This is a genomic window from Dactylosporangium salmoneum, assembly GCF_039532525.1.
Classification (GTDB): domain Bacteria; phylum Actinomycetota; class Actinomycetes; order Mycobacteriales; family Micromonosporaceae; genus Dactylosporangium; species Dactylosporangium salmoneum.
Window position 1 is genome coordinate 117,213 of sequence record NZ_BAAARV010000016.1, and the last position, 23,229, is coordinate 140,441.

Sequence of the window (23,229 nt, forward strand, 5' to 3'; positions counted from 1 at the left end):
CTAATTTCCGACCGACGCCAGAGCCCGCCCGCGCTCGTTCTCGGCCGGGGTCACGTCGACCCGGGCCATCGCCCGGCGCAGGATCGGCGGCCCCATCACCGACGTGACCACCGCGATGAGGACGATGACCGTGTACGTGGCCACATTGAGCACGCCGAGGCGCAGCCCGGTGGTGGCCACCACGACCTCGACCACGCCGCGGGCGTTCATCCCGGCGCCGAGCGCGATCGCCTCCCAGTGCGACAGGCGGCTCCCCCGGGCCCCGAGGTACGCCCCGGCGAACTTGCCCAGGATCGCGATGGCCAGCAGCGCCACGGCGGCGACGAGGACCCGCCAGTCGGCCAGCGCCGTGAGGTCCATCCGCAGCCCGGCGGTGGCCAGGAAGATCGGGGCGAGCACGGACAGCGTGACCGTGCGCAGCGGCGCCAGGTCGGTCCACAGTGGACGGGTGGCGTCCCCAGGCTCGCCGCGGGCCTGCCCGACGAGGATCCCGGCGACGAACGCGCCGAGGAGGGCCTCCATGCCCATCGCGTGGGTGGCCGCCGCGCCGAGCAGGATGACCACCACCGCGGTGGTGACCCGGGGCCCGCCGTCGCCGGCCCGCCCGGCCGCCCGCAGCGCCCGCCGCACGACCGGGCGGCCGACCAGCAGGGCGGCGGCGAGGAAGCCCACGAGGTACACCAGGGACAGCGCGACCGACCCGGCGTGCACGCCGGTGGTGGCGGCGGCCGCGACCACCGACAGCAGCAGCCACCCGACGGCGTCGTCGACCGAGCCCGCGGCCAGGGTGAGCTGCCCGATGTCGCGGTGCAGCAGGCCCATGTCGGCGAGGGTCTTGGCGATGACCGGGATGGCGGTCACGCACATCGCGACGCCGAGGAACAGCGCGAAGACCCAGCGCTGGGTGCCGCCGGGGATGAGCGCGCCGGGCACGACGAACCCGGCGGCGACGCCGAGCGCCAGCGGCAGCAGCAGCCCGGCCAGGCTGACCCGCACCCCGGTCGACCCGCGGCGGCGCAGCAAGGCCACGTCGACCTGGGCGCCGGTGACCCCGACGAGCAGCAGCACGCCGACCTGGCCCACCGCGTCGACGAGGTGCAGCTGGTTCGCGTCGGCGGGCAGCAGCCAGGCCACGGCACCGGGGGCGAGCGCGCCGAGCAGCGACGGGCCGAGCAGCACCCCGGTGAGCAGCTCGCCGACCAGCGCCGGCAGGCCGAGGCGCACCGCGAGGCGGCCCAGCGCGAGGGCGAGGAGCAGCAGCAGCGACAGCTGCAGCAGGAAGACCAGCAGCGCGTGCGGCGCGAGGCTCGGCAGCGGGCTACTCATCGTCGTCCTCGTGGTGGTCGAGGTTGACCACGCCGCGGCGCCAGTACCCGTCGATCTCCAGCCACTCGCGGTTGAGCCCCAGCCCGCGCAGGTGCCGGCGGATCGGCTTGAGCCCGGTGGCCTCACCGGCGATCCACACGTAGCCCTCGCCCGGCGGGATCGGGTGGGCGAGCACCGCCTCCGTGAGGGTCTCGCCGCGGTCGCGGTGCAGCCAGCGCACGGCCGCGTCGGCCCGGGTGGTCAGCGGCTGCTCCTCCTTGGCCCCGTCGACCTCCACGAAGGCGTGCACCCGGGCCCGCTCGGGCAGCCGCTCCAGCCACGCCCCGAGCGCGGGCAGGGCGGTCTCGTCGGCGCCCAGGAGGTACCAGTCGAAGGTGAACGGCACGACGTTGGACCCTCGCGGCCCGAGGATGCCCACCCGCTGCCCCGCAGTCGCCCGGGCGGCCCACGTCGCGCCCGGGCCATGCCCGTGCAGGGCGAAGTCGATGTCCAGCTCGCGCCGCTCGGGGCGCAGGTAGCGCACCGTGTAGTCGCGGTAGATCGGCAGCGGCGCGCCGGGCGGCGGCGGCTCCAGGCCGTCCTCGCCGAGCGTCGGCATGACCGGCAGGTCGGCGCCGGGCTCGGGGAAGAACACCTTGACGTGGTCGTCGGGGGCGGCGTGGCAGAAGCCGTCGAGCTGCTCGCCGCCGAGCGTCACGCGGACCATGCCCGGGGTCAGGGTGCGGACCCGGCGCACCTCGAGCAGCCGCGGGGTGAGCTCGTGCCAAACGAGGGTCATGAGGGGTCCTCCTGGTGGAAAAAGGCGATCATTCGGGCATTCACCGGGCCGGGCTGCTCCAGGTATCCGTAGTGGCCGGCGTCGGGGATCTCGGCGTAGCGGGCGCCAGGGATGGCCGCGGCCACCGCGCGGGCGCCGGGGGCCGGCGCGACGATGTCGTCGGCGAAGCCGAGGACGAGGCAGGGAAGACCGATGCCGGCGTACTCCCCCAGCCGATCCGACTCCGCATCGAACTCGGTCCGGCTCGCAGCACTCGCCCCGGCTCCCGGCAGCGACAGGGCGAACACGTCGAGCCAGTCCTGGGCGGCGCGGTCGTCGGCGAGCGTGCGCGGCGAGAGGTTGAGGACGGCCCGGACCACCGCGAGGTACTCGCCCGGCACCTCGGCGTCCCTCGCCGTGGCCGCGCCGATCGCCTTCTGGAACGCGCCCTGCCGCCCGAAGGTGGCCATGAGCACGGCCCGGTCGACCAGCTCGGGCCGGCGAAGGCACAGCTCGGCCGCGACCCGCGCGCCCATCGACGACCCGGCGAGGCGGCACGGCGCGAGGCCGAGCCGCTCGATCAACGCGGCGGCGTCGGCCACCAGGTCGTCGAACGTGACCATCGGCGGCGTGTCGCTGGGCGGCACACCGCGCGCGTCGAAGGTGACGACCCGGAACCCGGCGGCGACCAGCGCCGGCACCTGGTGCAGGTGCCAGGTGCGGCCGCGGGCCCCGCCACCGGCCAGCAGCAGCACCGCCGGGCCCTCGCCCTGGTCCTGGTACCGCAGCCGCACCCCGTTCACCTCGATCACCGGCATGCCGCCTCCAGCGGCTCGCCGGTGCCGTCGGCCACGATCCGGCCGGCGTCCAGCCGCACGACCCGGGGCAGCCGCTCGATGGTGCTGGGCCGGTGTGCGATCACCAGCACCGTGCGGTCGCGGCGCAGCCGGGCCAGCGCGGCCTCGATGCGGTGCGCGGTGGCCGGGTCCAGGTCGGCGGTGGCCTCGTCGAGGATGAGCACGTCCGGGTCGATCATCGCGGCCCGGATGAGCCCGACCAGCTGCCGCTCCCCGGCGGAGAACCGCTCCCCGCGCCGCCCCAGCTCGGCGTCGAAGCCGCCGGGCAGGCCGGCCACCCAGGCGTCGAGGCCCAGGCGCGCGGCCGCGACGGCGAAGTCGGCCCTGGTCGGCTCGCCCGGGGCGAGGGCCAGGTTGTCGGCCAGGGTGCCGGCGATGACGTGCACCTGCTGGGGGATGAGGACCAGGCGGCGGCGCAGGACGGCCGGGTCGAGGGCGGCGAGGTCCTCGCCGTCGAGGCGGACAGTGCCGGCGTCGGGGCGGTAGAGGCCGCACAGCAGCTTGGCCAGCGTGGTCTTGCCCGAGCCGGTCTCGCCGACCAGGCCGGCGTGCTCCCCGGGGCCGAACGCCACGTCGATCTCGCGCAGGACGGGTTCGCCGTCGCGGTACGCGTACGTGAGCCCCTTCGCGACGAGGCCCCTTCCGGACGTGCGAGCCGCGGGCGAAGTCGCCGGCGCCCCGGTCGCGTCGAGCAGGTCCAGCAGGCGGGCCAGGCCGACCCGGGACTGCAGCATCTCGCCGACCACGAGGGTGAAGTCGTCGACCGAGCTGAACAGGTCGCGGCTGGCCAGCACGAAGGTGACCACCACGCCGACGCTGACCACGTCGCCCCCGGCCAGCAGCCCGCCGCCGACCAGCAGCGCGGCCGTGGTCAGCCCCTGCACGACCCAGGTCCCGTCGATCCAGGTCGCGGCCCGCTGGGCGGCCCGGGCGGTGCGCAGGTACCCGCCGGCGTCGCCGCGCAGCCGGGCCAGCCAGGTGCCGGTCGCCCCGTCGATCTGCAGCTGCTCCCGGGCCTGCAGGCTCTCCGCGAACGTGGCCGCCAGGGTCGCCTGGGCCGCCGCCTCCGCCGGGTACGCCCGCTCGGCCGCCCGCCGGAACGCCCGCGTGATGAGCCACATCGGCGGGGCGAACACGACGAGCAGCAGCGCGGACAGCTCCCACGACGAGGTGAGCAGCACGATCGCGGTGAAGACCAGGTACCCGCCGAGCGAGATGACGTCCGGCAGCTGGCTGCGCACGAACGTGGCCAGCTCGGCGATCTCCACCGTGGAGCGCCGCAGGAGGTCGCCGCCGCGGTGGGCCTCGAGGAACCGCAGCGGCGTGCCGCCCAGCCGCTCCACGACCAGGTCCCGCAGCCCGTGCACGACCCGCTCGCCGGCCCGGGTCAGCAGCACCTCGGACGCGCGCAGCAGCAGCATCCGGGCGACGACCAGGACCAGCACGGCGGCGGCGATGGCCAGCAGCCCGTCGCGGTCGTGGTCGAGCAGCCGGTCCACGGCCCGCCCGATGAGCACCGGCACCAGCGTGAGGGCCAGCGTGGACAGCAGGTTGACCGCGACCCCGGCCGCGACGATCCTGCGGTGCGGGCGCAGGTGCGGCCAGGCGCGGCCCAGCACCCGGCGCAGGTCCGGCTCCTCGGCGAGCATCCGCACGTCAGCCATTGCCCACCAGCTCCTCCACTCGGTCCGCGTGCTCGGCCACCGCGGGGCGCGAGGTGGCGAAGATGACGGTCACGCCCAGCTCGCGCAGGCCCGCGAGGATGCGCTGCTCGGTCCGCGCGTCGACCGCCGAGGTGACGTCGTCGAGCAGCAGGACCCGGGCGCCGCGCAGGAGCCCCCGCGCGAGGGCCAGGCGCTGGAGCTGGCCGCCGGACACGGTGTTGCCGCGCTCGCCGACCTCGGTGGCGAAGCCGTCGGGGAGGCCCTCGACGAACTCGAGGATCGCGGCGGTACGGCACGCCGCCCGCAACTGCTCGGCGGTGATGTGGTCGCGGCCGAGGCGGAGGTTGTCCTCGATGGTCCCGGACAGCAGCAGCGGCCGCTGCCCGACCAGCGTGACGGCGCCGCGGACGTCCTCGATGCGGGCCTCGCGGAGGTCCGTCCCCCCGTAGCTGACGGTTCCTTCGTCGGGGTCTTCGAGGCGCGCGAGGAGCCGTAGCAGCGTCGACTTGCCGCTGCCCACCGGGCCGGTGATCGCCACGAACTCGCCCGGCTCGACGTCGAGGTCCGGGAGCTTGATCGGCGCGCGTTGCTCGCGCCTGACCGCGGCGCTGACGATCCGGACCTCACCGGTCTCGCCGAGGTCCCGGTTCCCGCCGGACAGCTCGGGCTCGGCGGCCAGGACGGCGCCGACGCGGCCGGCCGCGGTCCAGGCGTCGCCGAGCTGGTTGAACCGGAAGGTGAGCATCATGACCTGGCGGCCCAGCAGGGTCATCCAGCCGGCGAAGGCGACCAGCCCGCCGACCGAGAACCGCCCGTCCAGCACCGCCAGCCCCCCGGCGGCGAGCCCGACCGCCGTGGCCAGCCAGGGCACGAACGGCGCGTGGGCGGCCCACGCCGCCGCGATGCGGGCCAGCGCCAACGTTCGGTCACGAACGGTCCGGCTGGCCGCGTCGTGCCGGCGGACCAGCACGGTCTCGCCGCCGAGGCCGCGCACCGCGGTGCTGGCCGACAGCAGGTCCTCGACGGCGTCGGCCCGGGCGCTGTGCGCGGCGGACAGGGCCGAGTTGGCCCGCTCGTACCGGCCCGGGTACCACAGGTTGACGGCGAGCAGCAGCGGTACGGTGCCCAGCCCGACGACCGCCAGCACCGGCTCCAGCGTGGCGACCACCACGAGCACGGTGACGAGCCCGAGCACGCCGCTCGCGAGCGAGGGCACCGTCGAGAGCCAGACGATGAGGGTCTCCACGTCGCGGGTCCCTCGGGTGACGAGGTCGCCGGCCGAGAACCGGTGCGCGGTGCGCGCGTCCCAGCCCAGCACCCGCCCGGCCAGCCGCTCCAGCAGCGCGTTGCCGGTGCGGACCCCGGCGAGCGTCGCCCACCAGCGCATCGCGAGCTCGGCGCCGGCGAGCGCCACGGAGACGGCGAGGGTGGCGCCGGCCCACCAGAGCAGGGCGCGCCGGTCGCCGCCGGTGATGCCCTCGTCGAGCGCCCGGCCGAGGCACCACGGCAGCAGGATCAGGCCGCCCTGGTACCCCAGGCCGCCGGCCCACGACGCGGCGACGCCCCGTCCGGAGCACCGCAGCGCCCACCCGAGCAGCGCGGCGGGCCTCATGCCGCCACCTCCGCCAGGGCCGCGACGGTGCCGAGCCCGACGAGGCCGCGCAGGCTCAGGTCGAGCCCGGCCGCGCGGGCCAGGCTCACCAGGCGCATGGCCGCGATGCTGTCGCCGCCGAGGTCGAAGAAGCTCTCCTCGGCACCGACCTCCGCCAGGCCCAGCGCGGCCGCGAACAGCCCGGCGAGGCGCTCCTCGGCCGGGCCCCGCGGCGCGCGGCCGGCCGCGGCGAAGACGGGGCGGGGCAGCGCGGCCCGGTCGAGCTTGCCATTGACGGTCAACGGGATCGCGCCGACCGCGACGACGGCGGCCGGCACGAGGTACCCCGGCAGCCGCTGACCCGCCCAGGACCGAAGCGCCGCAGGCTCGGCCGCGCCGACCACGTAGGCGATGAGCCGGCCGCCGTCGGCGACCACGACGGCCTGCGCGACCTGCGGGTGCTCGGCCAGCGCGACGGCCACCTCGCCGGGCTCGACCCGGTGCCCGCGGATCTTCACCTGGTCGTCGGCGCGGCCGAGGTAGTCGATCCGCCCGTCGGCGGTCCAGCGCACGACGTCGCCGGTGCGGTACAGCCGGGCGCCGGGCTCGCCGCCGAACGGGTCGGCGACGAACCGGCCCGCGGTGAGCCCGGGCCGGCGCAGGTAGCCCAGGGCCAGCTGGGCGCCGCCGATGTACAGCTCGCCGGCCACCCCGGGCGGCACGGGCCGCAGCCGGTCGTCGAGGACGTAGAGCGCGGTGTTGGCGACCGGGCGCCCGATCAGGGCCCGCGGCACCTCCTTGACCCGCTGCACGACCGAGTCCACCGTGCACTCCGTCGGGCCGTAGAAGTTGTACGCCTCGGTGCCGGGCAGGCTCGCCATGGCCGTCCACAGTGGATCAGGCACGGCCTCTCCGCCGACGCCGAGCACGGCCAGCCCGGCCGCGTCGAACCCGGCCGCGAGCAGCTGTTCCAGGTGCGACGGCGCCACCTCGATCATGTCGATCCGGTTGTGCCGCAGCAGTTCGGCCAGCAGCCGCGGATCCTTGCGGGGCTCGTCGGTGACCAGGTGCAGCTCGTCGCCGCCGAGCAGGGCGAGCAGCGGCTGCCACGAGGCGTCGAACGCGAACGACCAGTTGTGCGCGACGCGCAGCGGGCGGCCGAGGCGCTCGGCGGCCGGACCGAGGATCCGGTCGCGGTGGCTGTGGAAGAGGTTGACGACGGTGCGGTGCGGCACGAGCACGCCCTTCGGCCGGCCGGTGGAGCCGGAGGTGTAGATGACGTACGCCGGGTGCTCCGGCGTGATCGCGGCCTTCCCGCCCCGGCGCTGCGGCAGCTCGCCGTCGAGCACCAGCCGCGCGGCGCCGGCGGGGAGCAGGTCCACTGTGGACTCGACGGCGAGGGTGACGACCGGCCGCGCGTCGTCGAGCATCGCGGCGATGCGGGCCGGCGGGTACTCGGGGTCGATCGGCAGGTACGCCGCGCCCGAGCCCATCGCACCCAGGATGGCCGGCACGATGTGCTCGCCCCGCGGCAGCAGCAGCGCGACCAGCTCGCCCGGCCGGGCCCCGGCCGCGGCCAGGACGCCGGCCAGCTCGTCGGCCTCGGCAACCAGCTGCGCGTAGGTCCAGCGGCGCGCCCCGACGACCAGCGCGGTCGCGTCGGGGGTGCGCGCGGCCCACCCGGCGACCAGCCCCGGCAGGGTGGCCGGGGTGACCGGCAGCGCCCCGTCGTTCCAGTCGCGCAGGATGCGCCGCCGCTCGTCCGCGGTGAGTGCGTCGGCCCGGTCGACGGCCCGCTCGGGGTCGGCGGCCACCCCGGCGGCCAGCGCGACCAGCCGGTCCAGCAGCAGCCGGGCGGTGGCCTCGTCGACGGCGTCGGTGCGGTACTCCAGCGTCAGGTGCAGCCCGTCGTCCTCCGCCGCCACCAGGGTGAGCGGGTAGTGGGTGGCGTCGCGGGCGCCGGCCCCGGCCAGCTTGAGCCCGGCGGCCCGCTGGCTGTCGTCGAGCCGCTCGGCGTCGACCGGGTAGCTCTCGAACACGACCAGCGTGTCGAACAGCTCGCCCACGCCGGCCAGGCGCTGGATGGACGCCAGCCCCAGGTGATGGTGCTCGATCAGGCCGGCCTGCTCGGCCTGCAGCCGGGCGAGGAACGCGGCCCAGCTCTCCCCGGGCACCAGGCGGGCCCGCACGGGCACGGTGTTGATGAACAGCCCGATCATGTCCGCGGCGCCGGCCAGGTCCGGCGGGCGCCCGGCCACGGTGGCCCCGAAGACGACGTCGGCGCGGCCGGTGAGCCGGCCCAGCAGGACGGCCCAGAGCGCCTGGACGAGCGTGTTCGGGGTGATGCCGCGGGCGCGGGCCAGGGCGGCCGCCGCGGGCGGCAGCTCGACGCTCACCTCGCCGGGCAGTCCCGCCGGTCGCCCGGTGGCGCCGGGCGCGACCAGGGTCGGCTCGGCCACTCCCGCCAGCGCCGAACGCCACGCCGCCTCGGCCGCGCCCGTGTCGGCGGCGGCGAGCCAGGCGAGGAAGTCGCGGTACGGCCGCGCGGGCGCCCCCGAGGCCCCCGCGTAGGCGGCGAACAGCTCCCGCGCGACCAGCGGCCCGGACCAGCCGTCGACCAGCACGTGGTGCTGGGTCAGCACGAGCCGGTGCCGGTCCGCGCCGAGCCGCAGCAGCAGCATCCGCAGCAGCGGCGGCGCGGCCAGGTCGAAGGGCGCGGCCCGCTCGGCGTCGGCGAGCCGCTCGGCCGCGCCGGGCGCGGTGGCGTCCGCCACCTCGAACGGCACCGCCCGGGCGCCCGCGACGACCTGGACCGGCCGCCCGGACGCCGTCGTGGTGAACGCGGCCCCGAGGTTGGGGTGGCGGGCCAGCAGCTCGCCGGCCGCGGCCCGCAGCCGGTCGGGGTCCAGCGGCCCGTCGAGGTCGAGCAGCTGCTGCACCGCGTACCCGGCCGGGTCGAGCTGGTGCAGGTAGAACAGGCCCTCCTGCAGCGGGGTGAGCGGCAGCACGTCGGCGAGGCCCGGGTACCGCGCGGCCAGCTCGTCCAGCTCCCCCTGCCCCACCGCGGCGAGCACGTCGGACGGCGTCAGCCAGTCGGAACCGGCCAGCGCCGGCAGGGCGGCGGCCCACCGGTCGAGCAGGCCCCGGACGGTGTCCGCGGCGACGGCCCCGCGCGGGTAGGCCGCCGCGATGACCAGCGCACCGTCCACGACGGACGCCTCGACGCTCAGGGCGTGCCGGACCGGGAGATCGTCGCCGGCGTCGCCGCCGAGTCCCTCGCCGTCCTGCCGCCCCAGGTAGTTGAACAGCACGGGCGGGCGGGGCCGCCCGGCGAGCGCGGCGGCCGTCCCGGGGTTGAGGTGACGCAGCAGGCCGTAGCCGATGCCGCCGTCGGGCGCGGCCCGCAGCTGCGCCCGGACCCGCCGCAGCGCCGTTGCCGGGTCGGTGGCGGCCAGCCGGACGGGGCGGACGGTGGTGAACCAGCCCACGGTGCCGGACAGGTCGGCCCCGGGCAGCAGCCGCTCCTCCCGGCCGTGCCCTTCGAGCTCGACGAGCACGTCGCCGCCGGCGGCCAGCGCGAGCCCGGCCAGCAGCACGTCCTGCAGGTTCACCCGCGGCGCGGGCAGCGCCGGCACGGACACCCGCGCGGTGAGCAGCTCCAGGGTGCCGAGCGTGTCGGAGGACCCGAGCGCGACGTCCCCCAGCAGCACCGGCGGGCCGTCCAGCACCGCCTGCCAGTACTCCAGCTCGCCGGCCCGCTCCCGCGCGGCCCGCACGAGCGCGTGCGCCCACTCGCGGAAGGAGGTGCCGGGCGCCGCGACCGGCTCGCCGGCCAGCCCGGCCCGCAGCAGCGGCCACGACACGGCGTCGACCGCGAGGTGGTGGACCTCCAGCAGCAGCCGCCCGCCGTCCCGGCGCACCGCGCGCAGCATCCGGCCCGCGGCCGGGTCGAGGTCCGCCGCGCCGATCAGCGCGGCGGCGTCGACGGCGCCGGGCGGGGGCACGTGCAGGCCGGCGCCGGTCCACCGGGCCCGCAGCACGTCGTGCCGGTCGAGCAGGGCCTGCAGCCGGGCCGCCAGCTCGGGGCCGGGGTCGGGCAGGACCATCGACTGGCTCAGCCGCGGGTCGGCCGCGCCCGGCTCCAGCATGATCGGGGTGGCCGGGACGTCGCCCCAGCCCGCGGACGCGTCGCGCCGCTCGTCGCCGGCCGGCACCGCGACCGCGGCGAGGCCCTCGACGGTCGGGCGGGCGAAGACGTCCCGGGCGGTGATGCGCCAGCCGGCCTCGCGGGCCCGGGCGGTGAGCCGCAGGGCGAGGATGCTGTCCCCGCCGAGCGCGAAGAACCCGTCCCGCACGCCGGCCCGCGGCAGCCCGAGCACCTCGGCCACGAGCCGGGCGAAGACCTCCTCGGCCGGCGTGCGCGGCGTGTCGGCGCCCGCCTTCGCGGCGAAGTCGGGGGCGGGCAGGGCCTTGCGGTCGAGCTTGCCGCTGGCGGTCAGCGGCAGCGCGTCCAGCCGGACGAACGCGGCCGGCACCATGTGCTCTGGCAGCGTCCGGGCCAGCACCGCGGCCGGGTCGGCCGGGGCCGCGGCGCCGGCCACCAGGTAGGCGACCAGGCGGCGGGCCGGGCCGTCGTCGCGGGCCACGACGGCCGCCGCGGCGACCCCGGGCAGCGCGGTCAGGGCGGCCTCGATCTCGCCCGGCTCGACCCGCAGGCCGCGGATCTTCACCTGGTCGTCGGTGCGCCCGGCGTACTCCAGCCGGCCGTCCGTGGTCGCCCGCGCGAGGTCGCCGGTGCGGTAGAGCCGCGCGCCGGGCGCGCCGAACGGGTCGGCCACGAACCGCTCGGCGGTCAGCCCGGGCCGGCTCAGGTACCCGCGGGCCAGTTGCACGCCGCCGAGGTACAGCTCGCCGACGACGCCGGCCGGCACCGGCCGCAGCCACGGGTCGAGGACCACCGCGGTGGTGTTCCACAGTGGACGGCCGATCGGGACCGGGCCGGCGGCCGCCGGGTCGACCGGGTGATGGGTGACGTCGACCGCGGCCTCGGTCGGGCCGTAGAGGTTGTGCAGCTCCACCCCGGGCAGGACCGTGGCGAAGCGACGGGCCAGGTCGGCCGGGAGCGCCTCGCCGCTGCAGATGACCCGCCGCAGCGGCAGGCCCGCGGCCGAGGGCTCGTCGAGGAACGCCCGCAGCATCGACGGGACGAAGTGGACGGTCGTGACCCGCTCCCGGCGGATCAGCCCGGCGAGGTACGCCGGGTCCCGGTGCCCGTCCGGCCGGGCGACGACGAGCGTGGCCCCGGCCAGCAGCGGCCAGAAGAACTCCCAGACCGACACGTCGAAGCCGGCCGGCGTCTTCTGCGCGACCCGCTCCCCCGCCGCGAGGGGGTACGCGTGCCGCATCCACAGCAGCCGGTTGACGATCGAGCGGTGCGCCACCACGACGCCCTTGGGCCGGCCGGTGGAGCCGGAGGTGTAGATGACGTACGCGGCGGCGCCGGGAGCGACCCGCACCGGCGCCAACGGCCGCGATGGGCGCTCGTGCACGTTTTCCGGCGTCAGTACCGTCACCGCTCCCGCATCCGCCACCAGCATGTCGGTCCGCTCGCGGGGCAGCGCCGGGTCCAGCGGCAGGTACGCCGCCCCGGCCCGGTGCACGGCGTGCAGCGCGACGACGAGGTCCAGCGACCGCGGCAGCGCGACGGCCACGACCGTCTCCGGCCGGGCGCCCAACTCCTGCAGCCGCGCGGCGAGCGCCTCGACCCGGGCGTCGAGCTCGGCGTAGGTCACGGTCCCGTCCTCGGCCACGACGGCGACCGCGCCCGGGTCCCGGCGCGCCGCCGCGGCGAAGAGCTCCGGCAGCGTGGTCGCCGGCACGGGGTGAGCCGTGTCCGGCAGCGCCGCGTGGCCGGACAGCGCGCGGCCCACCGGCCGCTCGGGGGCCTGGGCCAGCTCGGCGAGGAGGGCGCCGTACCGGTCGATGAGCTCCTCGGCGAACTCGGCGGGGAACACGTCGCCGCGGTAGGCCAGGCCCAGCCGCAGCCGCTCCCCCGGCGCGACGGCGAGGGTGAGCGGGTAGTGCGGCGCATCGTCGCCGGCGACGCCGGTCATCCGCAGCCCGCCGGCCCCGGTCGCGGCCCGCAGCCCGTCGCCGTCGAGCGGGTAGCTCTCGAAGATGGTCAGCGTGTCGAACAGCTCGCCCAGGCCGGCGAGGCGCTGCACGTCGCCCAGCGGCAGGTGCTGGTGCTCCAGCAGCGCGGCCGCGGCGCCCTGCACCCGGTCCAGCAGCCCGGTCCACGGCTGCGCCGGGTCGAGCGCCACCCGGACCGGCAGCGTGTTGATGCAGAACCCGACCATGTCCTCGACGCCGGGCACCGCGGCCGGCCGCCCGGACACGGTGGTGCCGAACACGACGTCGGTCCGCCCGGTCAGCTGCACCAGCAGGACCGCCCAGGCGGCCTGCACGACGGTGTTGAGCGTGACCTGCCGCTCCCGGGCCAGCGCGGCCAGCCGCGCGGTGACCTCGGCCGGCAGCTCCCGCTCGGCCTTGCCGGGCCGCGCGTCGAGCACCGCACCGGCCGCCGGCGCGACGAGCGTCGGCTGCTCCAGCCCGGCCAGCGCCGCCCGCCAGGCCGCCTCCGCCGCCCCCCGGTCGGCCCGCAGCAGCCAGCGCAGGTAGTCGCGGTAGTCGCGCGGCCGGCCGACGTCCCGCCCGGCGTAGAGGTCGAACAGGTCCCGCACGGCCAGCGGCGTCGACCACCCGTCGAGCAGCACGTGGTGGTTGGTGAGCACGAGCCGGTGCGAGCCCGGGAGCCGGACCAGGGTCAGCCGCAGCAGCGGCGGCCGGTCCAGGTCGAACGGGCGCCCCCGGTCGGCCGCGGCGAGCCGCTCGAACTCGGCCTCCGGGTCGCTCACCGCGGAAAGGTCCACCTCGGCCCACGGCGGCTCGGCCCGCGCGGCCACGGCCTGGCGCAGCACGCCGCCGGGCCCGGCCGGGAAGGCGACCCGCAGCGCGGCGTGCCGGTCGAGCAGCGCCCGCCCGGCGGCCCGCAGCCGCCGCGCGTCCAGCGGCCCGTCGAGCTCGATGACCTGCTGCACGACGTACGGGTCGACGTCCCCGGCCAGCGCGGCCAGGAACACCAGGCCCTCCTGCAGCGGGGTGAGCGGCCACACGTCCTGCAGCCCGCCGGGCCGCCGCTCCAGCGCCTCGATCTCGCCCTGCCCGAGCCCCGGCTGCAGCAGGTCCGACGGCGTGAGCCCGGCCTCGACGGCGCACAGCTCGCCGAGCGCCGCGAACCAGTCGGCGGCGATCCCGCGCACGGTTTCCTCGTCGAGGACGCCGGAGGGGTACGTCAGCGCGACGCTCAGCCGCCCGTCCACCACCGCCGCGTTGATCTCCAGGGCGCGGGCCAGCGGCATGTCCGGCTCGGCCGCGCCGCCCAGCCCGCCGCCCGCCCCGGTCTCCGACCGCCCCAGGTAGTTGACGACGACCTGCGGCTCGGGCCGCCCGGCCAGCGCGGCGCGCCCGGCCGGGTCGAGGTGGCGCAGCACCCCGTAGAGCGCGCCCGCGTCCGGCACCGCGCGCAGCTGTTCCTTGACCCGCTTGAGCGCGGCGGTGGGCCCGCCGGCGCCGGGCGTGAGGCGCACCGGGTACTCCGTGGTGAACCAGCCGACGGTCCGCGCGAGGTCGGCCCCGGGCACGAGGTGCTCCTCGCGCCCGTGCCCCTCCAGCTCGACCAGCAGCCCGTCGCGCCCGGTGCGGCGGGTGACGGCCAGCGCCAGCCCGGCGAGCAGCGCGTCGGCCGTCCCGGCCCGCACGGCCCCGGCCGCGGCGGTCAGGGCGGCGGTGCGCTCCGCGTCCAGCTCGACGGTGAGGGTCCGCGCGGTGGCGACGGTGTCCCGGCCCGGGTCGACGGCCCGCGCCCCGAGCGGCGGCTCCGGCTCCCCGCCGAGCACCTCCAGCCAGTACCCGAGCTGCTCCCCCGCCGCGGCCCTGCCGAGCCCCGCCGCCCACTCCCGGAAGGGCGTGCCCTTGGCGGGCAGCTCCGGCGCGCGGCCGGCCGCCAGGTCGGCCCCGATGATCTGCCAGGACACGGCGTCCACGACGCTGTGGTGGGCCACGAACGCGAGCTGCCTGCCGCACCACACGACCTGCAGCATCACCCCGGCGGCCGGGTCGAGCCGGTCGGCCGCGGCCGCCACCTCGTCCTCGACCGCCCCGGTCCCGCGCCGGACCACGGAGGCGGCGGCGACCGCCCCCTGCGCCGGCACGACCAGCCCGGCCGCGGTCAGCCGCGCCCGGAGCAGGTCGTGCCGGTCGAGGAGGGCCTGCACGATGCTGTGCAGGCCGTCCACGGTGAGCCCGGCGGGCTCCGGGAACACCATGGACTGGCTGTACCGCCGGTGCGGCCCGGCTCCGAGCAGCCAGGCCACCGCGGGCGTGAGCGGCACGGCCCCGATCCCGCTGCCGGCGGCGACGGGCGCGGCGCCGATCGGCTCGGCCACGGCGGCGAGCGCGCCGACGGTCCGCAGCTCGAAGACCTGCCGCGGCGTGATCCGCAGCCCCGCGCCCCGCGCCCGGGCGACGAGCTGGATGCTCACGATGCTGTCGCCGCCGAGCCCGAAGAAGCTGTCCTCGACCCCGACCGACGCGAGCCCGAGCACCTCGGCGAAGAGCCCGCAGAGCACCTCCTCGGCCGCTGTGCGCGGCCGCTGGCGCCCGCTCATCGCCGCGAAGTCCGGCGCCGGCAGCGCCCGCCGGTCCACCTTCCCGGCCACGGTCAACGGCATGCGGTCCAGCGCCACGAACGCCGCCGGCACCAGGTGGTCGGGCACCCGCCGCGCGACCCACTCCCGCAGCCCGTCGGCGGCGCCCACCACGTACGCGACGAGCCGCCCGTCCACGGCAACCACCACGGCCTGGGCCACGCCGGGGTGCTCGGCCAGCACGGCGGCCACCTCGCCCGGCTCGACCCGGAACCCGCGGATCTTCACCTGATCGTCCGCCCGCCCGAGGAACTCGAGCCCACCATCGGCCCCCACCCGCACCAGATCCCCGGTCCGATACATCCGCTCACCGGGCACAAACGGATCCGCCACGAACCGCGAGGCCGTCAGCCCAGGCCGATCCAGATACCCCCGCCCCAGCTGCGCCCCCGACAGGTACAACTCACCCATATCCACCGGCCGCAACCAGCTATCCAGCACATACGCCCGGGTGTTCCCGATCGGCCGCCCAACCGACGGCAAGTCATGCTCCCCGACCCAAGCCATCAACGTGTCGACCGTGCACTCGGTCGGCCCGTACAGGTTCACCCCGTTCGACCCCAACGCCGACCACACCTGCGCATCAGCAGCCTCACCACCCAGCGCCACCATCGCCGGACGATGCCGCCCCTCATCCAGCAGACCCGCCGCCAGCAACGGACCCGCCAACGACGGCGTCACATCCAGGAAGTCGATCCGGTGCTCGTCCACATAGGACACGAACAACTCGGGGTCCCGGCGGGTCTCGTCATCCAGCACGTGCAACTCGTGGCCGGCGACCAGCCACAGCACGCCCTCCCACGAGGTGTCGAACACGGTCGCCGCCGAGAGTGCCGCCCGCACGTTCCGGCGGTCCCCCATCAACCGCTGCCGGTGATGCTCGAACAGGTTCAGCAGGCTCGCGTGCTCGACCAGCACACCCTTCGGCCGACCCGTCGAACCCGACGTGTAGATCAGATACGCGCCCGAGCGCGGACTGATCGCGGCCGGAAGCTCACCATCCAGCATTGGAAAGTCCGGCTTCACCACGACCGCCGGGCGAGCGTCCGCGAGGAGGTAGTCGATGCGCTCCTGCGGATAGTCGGCGTCGACCGGGAGATACACCGCGCCCGCGCGCAGCACGGCCAGCCACGCCACCACCGCTTCGGGCGACCGCGGCAGCAGGACGGCCACGACCTTCTCCGGACCGGCACCGTGCGCGACCAGCGACCGCGCCAGACGGTCCACCCGGGTCGACAGCTCCGCGAACGTCCACGGCGCCAACGCGACCGCGTCCGGCGTCCGCGCGACCGTCGCCAGGAAACGGTCCACGATCGTGCCCTCGCCGACCGCCACCGCCGGACCATCGAGGGTCGAGGACGCCGCGGACAGATCGAGCAGGCGGGCGTCCGGGTCGTCGGCGAAGGAAGACAGCAGGGCACCGAGGCGGTCCAGGATCCGCTCGGCGGCGGCGCGGTCGAACACGTCGGGGCGGTACTCGGCGCCGAGAACCATGTCCTCGCCGGGCACCACGGTCAGGGTGAGCGGGTAGTGGGTGGCGTCCCGGCCGGTGACCGCGGCCAGCCGCAGCCCGGCCGCCTGCTCCAGCGCGCGCAGCCCGTCGGCGTCCAGCGGGTAGCTCTCGAACACGAGCAGGGTGTCGAAGAGTGGCCCGACGCCGGCCAGGCGCTGGACCGCGGCCAGGCCGACATGCTGGTGGTCCAGCAGCGCGGCCTGCTCCGCCTGCAACCGCCCCAGGTACGCGCCCCAGGTATCGGCGGGCCGCGGCCGCACCCGCACCGGCAGCGTGTTGATGAACAGCCCGACCATGTCCTCCGCGCCCGGCAGGTCGGCCGGCCGCCCGGACACGGTGGCCCCGAAGAGGACGTCGTCGCGGCCGGTCAGCTCGCGCAGCACCAGCGCCCACGCGCCCTGCACGACGGTGTTGACGGTGACGCCGACGGCCCGGGCGCGGGCGGCCAGCCGCCGCGCGTCGACGGTCCGCTCGATCGCCTCGGGCTCGGCCGCGGCGGCCCGGGCGGCCCCGGGCCGTACCAACGTCGGCTCCTCCACGCCCGTCAGGGCCTCGCGCCAGGCCCGCTCGGCCGCGGCCCGGTCCTGGCGGGCCACCCAGGCCAGGTACTCCTTGTACGGCCGGGCCCGCGGCGGCTCCGCCCCGGCGTAGAGGGTGAGCAGGTCGCGCAGGAGCAGCGGGGCGGACCAGCCGTCGAGCAGGATGTGGTGCGCGGTGAGGATCAGCCGGTGCCGCCGCGGGCCGAGCCGGACCAGCGCCCACCGCAGCAGCGGCGGCCGGCCCAGGTCGAAGGGGCGGCGGCGCTCCGCCTCGGCCACCTCGTCCGCGGCGGCGGCGTCGGCGTCGGCGTCGGCGTCGGCGTCGACCTCCGACCAGGCCACCGGCACCGAGGACGGGACCAGCTGCACGGGCTGGCCGGCCTTGCGGGGGCGGAACGCCGCGCGCAGGTTCGCGTGCCGGTCGAGGACCGCCTGCGCCGCCGCCCGCAGCCGGCCCGCGTCCAGCGGCCCGTCGAGGGTCAGCACCTGCTGCACCACGTAGACGTCGGGGTCGCCGGCCGAGTACGACGACAGGAAGTAGAGGCCCTCCTGCAGCGGCGACAGGGGCAGGATGTCCTGCAGTCCGCCCGGGCTGGTCACACGGTCCTCCACTCGTCTTCGAACTCGTCGATCTCGTCCTGGCTCAGGCTGACCAGGCTCAGGTCGGATGGTGTGTGCCCGCCGCCGCCCGGCGCGGCGGCCGCGGCGCGCAGCCGGTCCAGCGCGGCGAGCCACAGCTCGCCGAGGCGGTCCACGTCGGCGGCGTCGAGGACGCCGTCGAGGTACGCGATGCGCACGTCCAGCTCGGGCCCGCCCGGCAGGTCCAGCGTCCCGGCGTTGATCTCCAGCGGGTGCCCGGCCGGGAACGCCGGGTCGAGGCCGTCGCCGAGCGCGTCGCCCTCGGCCGCGGCGACCCAGTCGGCGCCGTCGTCGCCGGAGCCGGCGGCGAGCCGGCCGAGGTAGTTGAACAGGATCTCCGGCCCGGTCGCGGCGGCCAGGGCGGCGCCGGCGGCGGGGTCGAGGTACCGCAGCAGGCCGTACCCGGCGCCGTGGTCCGGCACCGCGCGCAGCTGCTCCTTGACCCGCTTGAGCGCGGCGGCCGGGTCGTCGCCGCCGGGGTCGAGGCGGACCGGGTGCTCGATGGTGAACCAGCCGACGGTGCGGCTCAGGTCGCTGCCGGGGACGAGGTGCTCCTCCCGGCCGTGGCCCTCCAGGCGCAGCAGCACACCGCGCCGGGCCGTCGCCGGGCGCCACTGCCGGACGGCGACGGCCAGGCCGGCGAGCAGCACGTCCTGTACCCCGGCGTGGAAGGCCTCGGGCACGGTGGTGAGCAGCGGCCGGGTCGCCTCGGCGGGCAGCCGCAGGACCCGCTCGCGCAGCCCGCCCACGGTGTCCCGCCCCGCCTCGACGCGCCGGGTGCCGATCGGCTCGTCGGCACCGTCCAGCATGGACAGCCAGTACGGCAGCTCCGCCGCCCGCGCCCGCGCGAGACCGCCCGCCCAGGTGCGCAGGGACGTGCCGACCGGGGCCAGCGCGCCGCCGCGGGCGGCGACGGCCAGGTCCCCGGCGAGGATGCGCCAGGACACGCCGTCGACGACGAGGTGGTGCGCGACGAGCAGCAGCCGCCGCTCGCCGGGGAACCACACCGCCTGCAGCATCCGCCCGTCGGCGGGTGCGAGCCGGCGCACCGCCGCGGCGTGCTCGGCCGGCAGGTCCGCCAGGCCGCCGGGGGCGATCCGCAGCAGGTCCGCCGGGTCCGGGCCGCCGGGCGGCGGGACGAGCAGGCCGTCGCCGGTCCAGCTCGCCCGCAGCGCGTCGTGGCGGTCGAGCACGGCCCGCAGCGCGTCGGTCAGGCCGTCGCGGGTGAGCGCCGCCGGGACGCGCAGCAGCAGCGCCTGGGCGAAGGTGCCGAGCGCTTCCCCGGCGTGGTCGCGCAGCCAGGCCACGATCGGGGTGAGCGGCACGGCACCGACGCCGGCGTCCGGGGCCTCGGCGGCGGGCGCCGCGGCGGCCTCGGTGACGGCGGCCAGGGCGGCCACGGTCTGGTGCTCGAAGACCTGGCGGGCGGACAGCTCGAGGCCGGCGGCGCGGGCCCGGGCGACCAGTTGCAGCGCGACGATGCTGTCGCCGCCGAGGGCGAAGAACCCCTCGTCGACGCCGACCTCGCCGACACCGAGCAGTTCGGCGAAGAGGGCCGCGAAGAGCTCCTGGCGTACCGTTGCCGGCTTTTCGGAAGTCCGGTCGGCGACCGGCTCGGGCAGCGCGGCCCGGTCGACCTTGCCGCCCGCCGTGCGCGGCAGCGCCGCCATGGGCACGACCACGGCCGGCACCAGGTGCTCGGGCAGCCGCCCGGTCGCCCAGGCGCGCAGCTCGGCGGGGTCGGCGCCGCCCTCGGTGTAGGCGACGAGGCGGCCGTCGCGGGCCACCACGGCGGCGTGGCGGACCGCGGGGTGCTCGGCGAGCGCGGCGGCGACCTCAGCGGGCTCGATCCGGAAGCCCCGGATCTTCACCTGGTCGTCGGCGCGGCCGAGGAACTCCAGCTGCCCGTCGGCGTCCCAGCGGGCCAGGTCGCCGGTCCGGTACATCACCCCGCCGGCCGCCCCGAACGGGTCGGCGACGAAGCGCTCGGCGGTGAGGCCCGCCCGGCCGAGGTAGCCGCGGGCCAGCCCGGCGCCGGACAGGTACAGCTCGCCGGGGACGCCGGGCGGCACGGCCCGCAGCCGGCCGTCGAGCACGTAGGCGCGCTTGTTGCGGTCGGGCCGGCCGATGCGGACCGGCGCGCCCGGCGCGCAGGCCCAGAAGGTCGAGTTGACGGTGGCCTCGGTCGGACCGTACGCGTTGAGCATGCGGTGCCGGCCGGCCCAGCGGTTCACGAGGTCCCCGGCGAGCCGGTCCGCGCCCGCGATGACCCGCACGCCGGCCGGAACGACCCCGTCGGGCAGTGCGGCCAGCGCGGCGGGCGGCAGCGCGAAGTGCGTGACGCCGTGGTCCCGCACGAACTCGGCGAACGCGGCACCGACCCGGGCCGCCTCGGGCACCACGACGAGGGTGGCGCCGCGCAGCACGCTCGCGGCCAGCTCGGCCACGGTGACGTCGAAGCTCGGCGAGGCGAACTGCGCCACCCGGTCGCCGGGCCCCACGTGCCACGCCTCGGCGAAGGTGTCGGAGAGGTCGGCGAGCCCGGCGTGCGGCACGATCACGCCCTTGGGACGCCCGGTCGAACCGGAGGTGTAGATGACGTACGCCGCGTTGCCGGGCCGCGCCGCGGGCAGCGGTGCGCCGTCCTCGTCCTCGTTCTCGGCGCCCGGGCCCACCACCGGCAGCCCGGCGGGCCGCGGGCCGCCGTCCTCGTCCTCGTCCTGGGCGCCCGGGTCTACCACCGACAGCCCGGCGGGCCGCGGGCCGCCGTCCTCGTCCTCGTCCTGGGCGCCCGGGCCTACCACCGGCAGGCCGGCGGGCAGCGTGGTCGTGCCCGGGGCGGCGATGGCCAGGACCGGGTCGGCGTCGGCGGCCAGCAGGGCGACCCGCTCCGCCGGGTAGGCCGGGTCGACCGGCAGGTACGCGGCGCCCGCCTTGGCCACCGCCAGCTCGGCCGCGAACAGGTCGGCGGAGCGCGGCAGCAGCACCATGACGATCCGCTCCGGCCCGGCCCCGAGCCGGACCAGCCGCCGCGCGAGCCGGTCGGTGCGCGCGTCCAGCTCGGCGAAGGTCAGGCGCACCGGGCCGTCCTCCATCGCGACCGCGCCCGGGTCGGCCGCCACCCGCTCGGCGAACAGCTCCGGCAGGGTCCGCGGCCGGGTCGGGCCGCGCACGCCCTGCCAGTCCTCCGCGACCGCGCGCCGCTCGGCCGGGGTGAGCAGGTCGAGCTCGCCGACCCGCCGGTCCGGCGCGGCGACCGCCCCGGCGAGGAGCCGCACGAACCGCTCGGCCAGCGCGACCACGGTGGCACGGTCGAAGAGGTCGGCGCTGAACTCGATGACGCCGCGCAAGCCGTCCTCGCCGTGGTGCTCGGTGACGACCACCCCGAGGTCGAACTGGGCGACCCCGGTGTCGACCGGCACCGGCTCGGTCCGCAGCCCGGGCAGGCCCGGCGCCTCGGCCGGCACGTGCTGGAAGGCGACCATGACCTGGAACAGCGGGTTGCGCCCGGGCGCCCGCGGCGGGTTGACCGCCTCGACGACCCGGTCGAAGGGCACGTCGGCGTGGCCGAACGCGGCCAGGTCGGCCGCGCGGACGCGGGCGAGCAGCTCGGCGAAGGACGGGTCGCCGGAGACGTCGGTGCGCAGGACCAGGGTGTTGACGAAGAACCCGGCGAGGGCGTCGAGGCGCTGGTCGGGGCGGCCCGCGACCGGGCTGCCGAGCGGCACGTCGTCGCCGGCCCCGACCCGGTGCAGCAGCGCGGCCAGCGCCGCCTGCACGACCATGAACACGGTGGCCCCGGCCCGCCGGGCGACCGCCCGGATCCGCTGGTGGGTCTCGGCCGGCACGTCGAAGGTGACGATGCCGCCGGCGTAGGTGGGCGCGGCGGGCCGCGGCCGGTCGGCCGGCAGGGCCAGCTCAGCGGGGACGCCATCGAGGGCCTCCCGCCAGAACGCGAGCTGCCGGGCGGAGCCGGCCTCGGCGGCCAGGAGATCGCGCTGCCAGAGGGCGTAGTCGGCGTACTGCACGGGCAGCGGCGCCCAGTCCGGCGCCGCGCCGCGCGTCCGCGCACCGTAGGCGGCGCCGAGGTCGGCCACCAGCCGCCCCTCGGACCACTCGTCGGTGACGATGTGGTGCAGCAGGAGCAGCAGCACGTGCCGGTCCGGCCCGACGGTGAACAGGTGCGGGCGGACCAGCAGCTCCGACGCGAGGTCGAAGGGGTGCCGCGCGGCCGCGGCGAGCCGGCCGGACAGCTCGCCGCCGGTGCACTCGGCGACGGTCCATTCCGGGTGCGGGGCGGGCAGCACCCGCTGCACCGGCCGGCCGTCGACGGTCGGGAACACGGTACGCAGCCCCTCGTGCCGCTCCAGCACGTCGAGCAGCGCCAGCCGCAGCGCGCCGGCGTCGAGCGCCCCGGTGAGCCGCAGCGCGAATGCCACGTTGTACGTCGGCCCCGGCCCGTTGAGCTGATGGTCCAGCCAGAGCCGGTGCTGGGCGGGCGAGACCGGCAGCGGATCGGGCCGCTCCCGCGCCTCCAGCCGCGGCAGCCCGCCGTCGCCGCCGTCGCCCCGGTCGAGCCGGGCGGCCAGCAGCGCGACGGTCGGCGCGTCGAACACGGCCCGGACCGGCAGCGCCGCCCCGAACACCGCCCGCACCCGCGCGGCGAGCGCGGTCGCGGTGAGCGAGTGCCCGCCGAGCGCGAAGAAGTCGTCCCCGGTGCCGACGGCGGCGACGCCGAGCACCTCCCCGAACAGCCCGCAGAGGATCTCCTCGGTGGCGGTCCGCGGTGCGCCGCCGTCCCCGGCAAGGGCGGCGAAGTCCGGCGCCGGCAGCGCCCGCCGGTCCACCTTCCCGGCCACGGTCAACGGGATCCGCTCCAGCGCCACGAACGCGGCCGGCACCAGGTACTCCGGCAGCCGCTGCAAAACCCACTCCCGCAGCCCGCCGACATCCCCGGCCACGTAGGCGACGAGCCGCCCGTCGACCGCCACGACGACGGCCTGCGCGACGTCCGGGTGCTCGGCCACCACCGCGGCCACCTCACCGGGCTCGACCCGGAACCCGCGGATCTTCACCTGATCGTCGGCCCGCCCGATGAACTCGAGCCCCCCGTCGACCCCCAACCGCACCAGATCCCCGGTCCTATACATCCGCTCACCGGCAACAAACGGATCCGCCACGAACCGTGAGGCCGTGAGCCCCGGCCGATCCAGATATCCCCGCCCCAGCTGCGCCCCCGACAGGTACAACTCACCCATATCCACCGGCCGCAACCAGCTATCCAGCACATACGCCCGGGTGTTGCCGATCGGCCGCCCAACCGACGGCGCCGAGTGCTCCCCAACCCACGCCATGAGCGTGTCGACGGTGCACTCGGTGGGCCCGTAAAGGTTCACCCCACGCGGGCCGAGCGCGGACCACACCTGCGCATCAGCAGCCTCACCACCCAGCGCCACCATCGCCGGACGATGCCGCCCCTCATCCAGCAGACCCGCCGCCAGCAACGGACCCGCCAACGACGGCGTCACATCCAGGAAGTCGATCCGGTGCTCGTCCACATAGGACACGAACAACT

The 23,229-nt window shown here is 77.1% G+C and carries 7 protein-coding genes (1 of these 7 cut by a window edge); all 7 read right to left on the reverse strand.

Annotated features, from left to right (window positions below):
* Tightly spaced (each overlapping or abutting the next), the 7 genes in view from ABD352_RS08305 to ABD352_RS08335 form a layout consistent with a single transcriptional unit that may run on beyond the window.
* The gene (locus tag ABD352_RS08305; RefSeq protein WP_344611645.1) at positions 1 to 1,326 is read right to left on the reverse strand and encodes a cation:proton antiporter; all 1,326 of its coding nucleotides are present in this window, start codon (positions 1,324 to 1,326) and stop codon (positions 1 to 3) included.
* The gene (locus ABD352_RS08310) at positions 1,319 to 2,104 is read right to left on the reverse strand and encodes a siderophore-interacting protein (protein WP_344611646.1); all 786 of its coding nucleotides are present in this window, start codon (positions 2,102 to 2,104) and stop codon (positions 1,319 to 1,321) included. Before ABD352_RS08310 ends, ABD352_RS08305 begins: the two co-directional genes overlap by 8 nt.
* Positions 2,101 to 2,901: an alpha/beta fold hydrolase gene (locus ABD352_RS08315; protein WP_344611647.1), complete on the reverse strand. Its 801-nt coding sequence runs from the start codon at positions 2,899 to 2,901 to the stop codon at positions 2,101 to 2,103. Before ABD352_RS08315 ends, ABD352_RS08310 begins: the two co-directional genes overlap by 4 nt.
* On the reverse strand, positions 2,892 to 4,604 hold the full coding sequence (locus ABD352_RS08320) for an ABC transporter ATP-binding protein (protein WP_344611648.1): 1,713 nt from the start codon (positions 4,602 to 4,604) through the stop codon (positions 2,892 to 2,894). The genes ABD352_RS08315 and ABD352_RS08320 overlap by 10 nt, the downstream gene beginning before the upstream one ends.
* Positions 4,597 to 6,216, reverse strand: a complete 1,620-nt coding sequence (locus ABD352_RS08325) for an ABC transporter ATP-binding protein (RefSeq protein ID WP_344611649.1) — start codon at positions 6,214 to 6,216, stop codon at positions 4,597 to 4,599. Before ABD352_RS08325 ends, ABD352_RS08320 begins: the two co-directional genes overlap by 8 nt.
* Complete coding sequence (locus ABD352_RS08330; protein WP_344611650.1) at positions 6,213 to 17,615, reverse strand: amino acid adenylation domain-containing protein; 11,403 nt, start codon at positions 17,613 to 17,615, stop codon at positions 6,213 to 6,215. Before ABD352_RS08330 ends, ABD352_RS08325 begins: the two co-directional genes overlap by 4 nt.
* Positions 17,612 to 23,229, reverse strand: partial view of an amino acid adenylation domain-containing protein gene (locus tag ABD352_RS08335; protein ID WP_344611651.1) — the 3' portion only. Its footprint extends 9,214 nt past the window's final position; the window shows 5,618 of its 14,832 coding nt (coding positions 9,215-14,832); the start codon falls outside the window, past its right edge; its stop codon occupies positions 17,612 to 17,614. Before ABD352_RS08335 ends, ABD352_RS08330 begins: the two co-directional genes overlap by 4 nt.

Coding starts and splice junctions, on each gene's coding strand:
- ABD352_RS08325 (WP_344611649.1), bottom strand. CDS start 6,216: ATGAGGCCCGCCGCGCTGCTCGGGTGGGCGCTGCGGTGCTCCGGACGG.
- ABD352_RS08310 (WP_344611646.1), bottom strand. CDS start 2,104: ATGACCCTCGTTTGGCACGAGCTCACCCCGCGGCTGCTCGAGGTGCGC.
- ABD352_RS08305 (WP_344611645.1), bottom strand. CDS start 1,326: ATGAGTAGCCCGCTGCCGAGCCTCGCGCCGCACGCGCTGCTGGTCTTC.
- ABD352_RS08320 (WP_344611648.1), bottom strand. CDS start 4,604: ATGGCTGACGTGCGGATGCTCGCCGAGGAGCCGGACCTGCGCCGGGTG.
- ABD352_RS08315 (WP_344611647.1), bottom strand. CDS start 2,901: ATGCCGGTGATCGAGGTGAACGGGGTGCGGCTGCGGTACCAGGACCAG.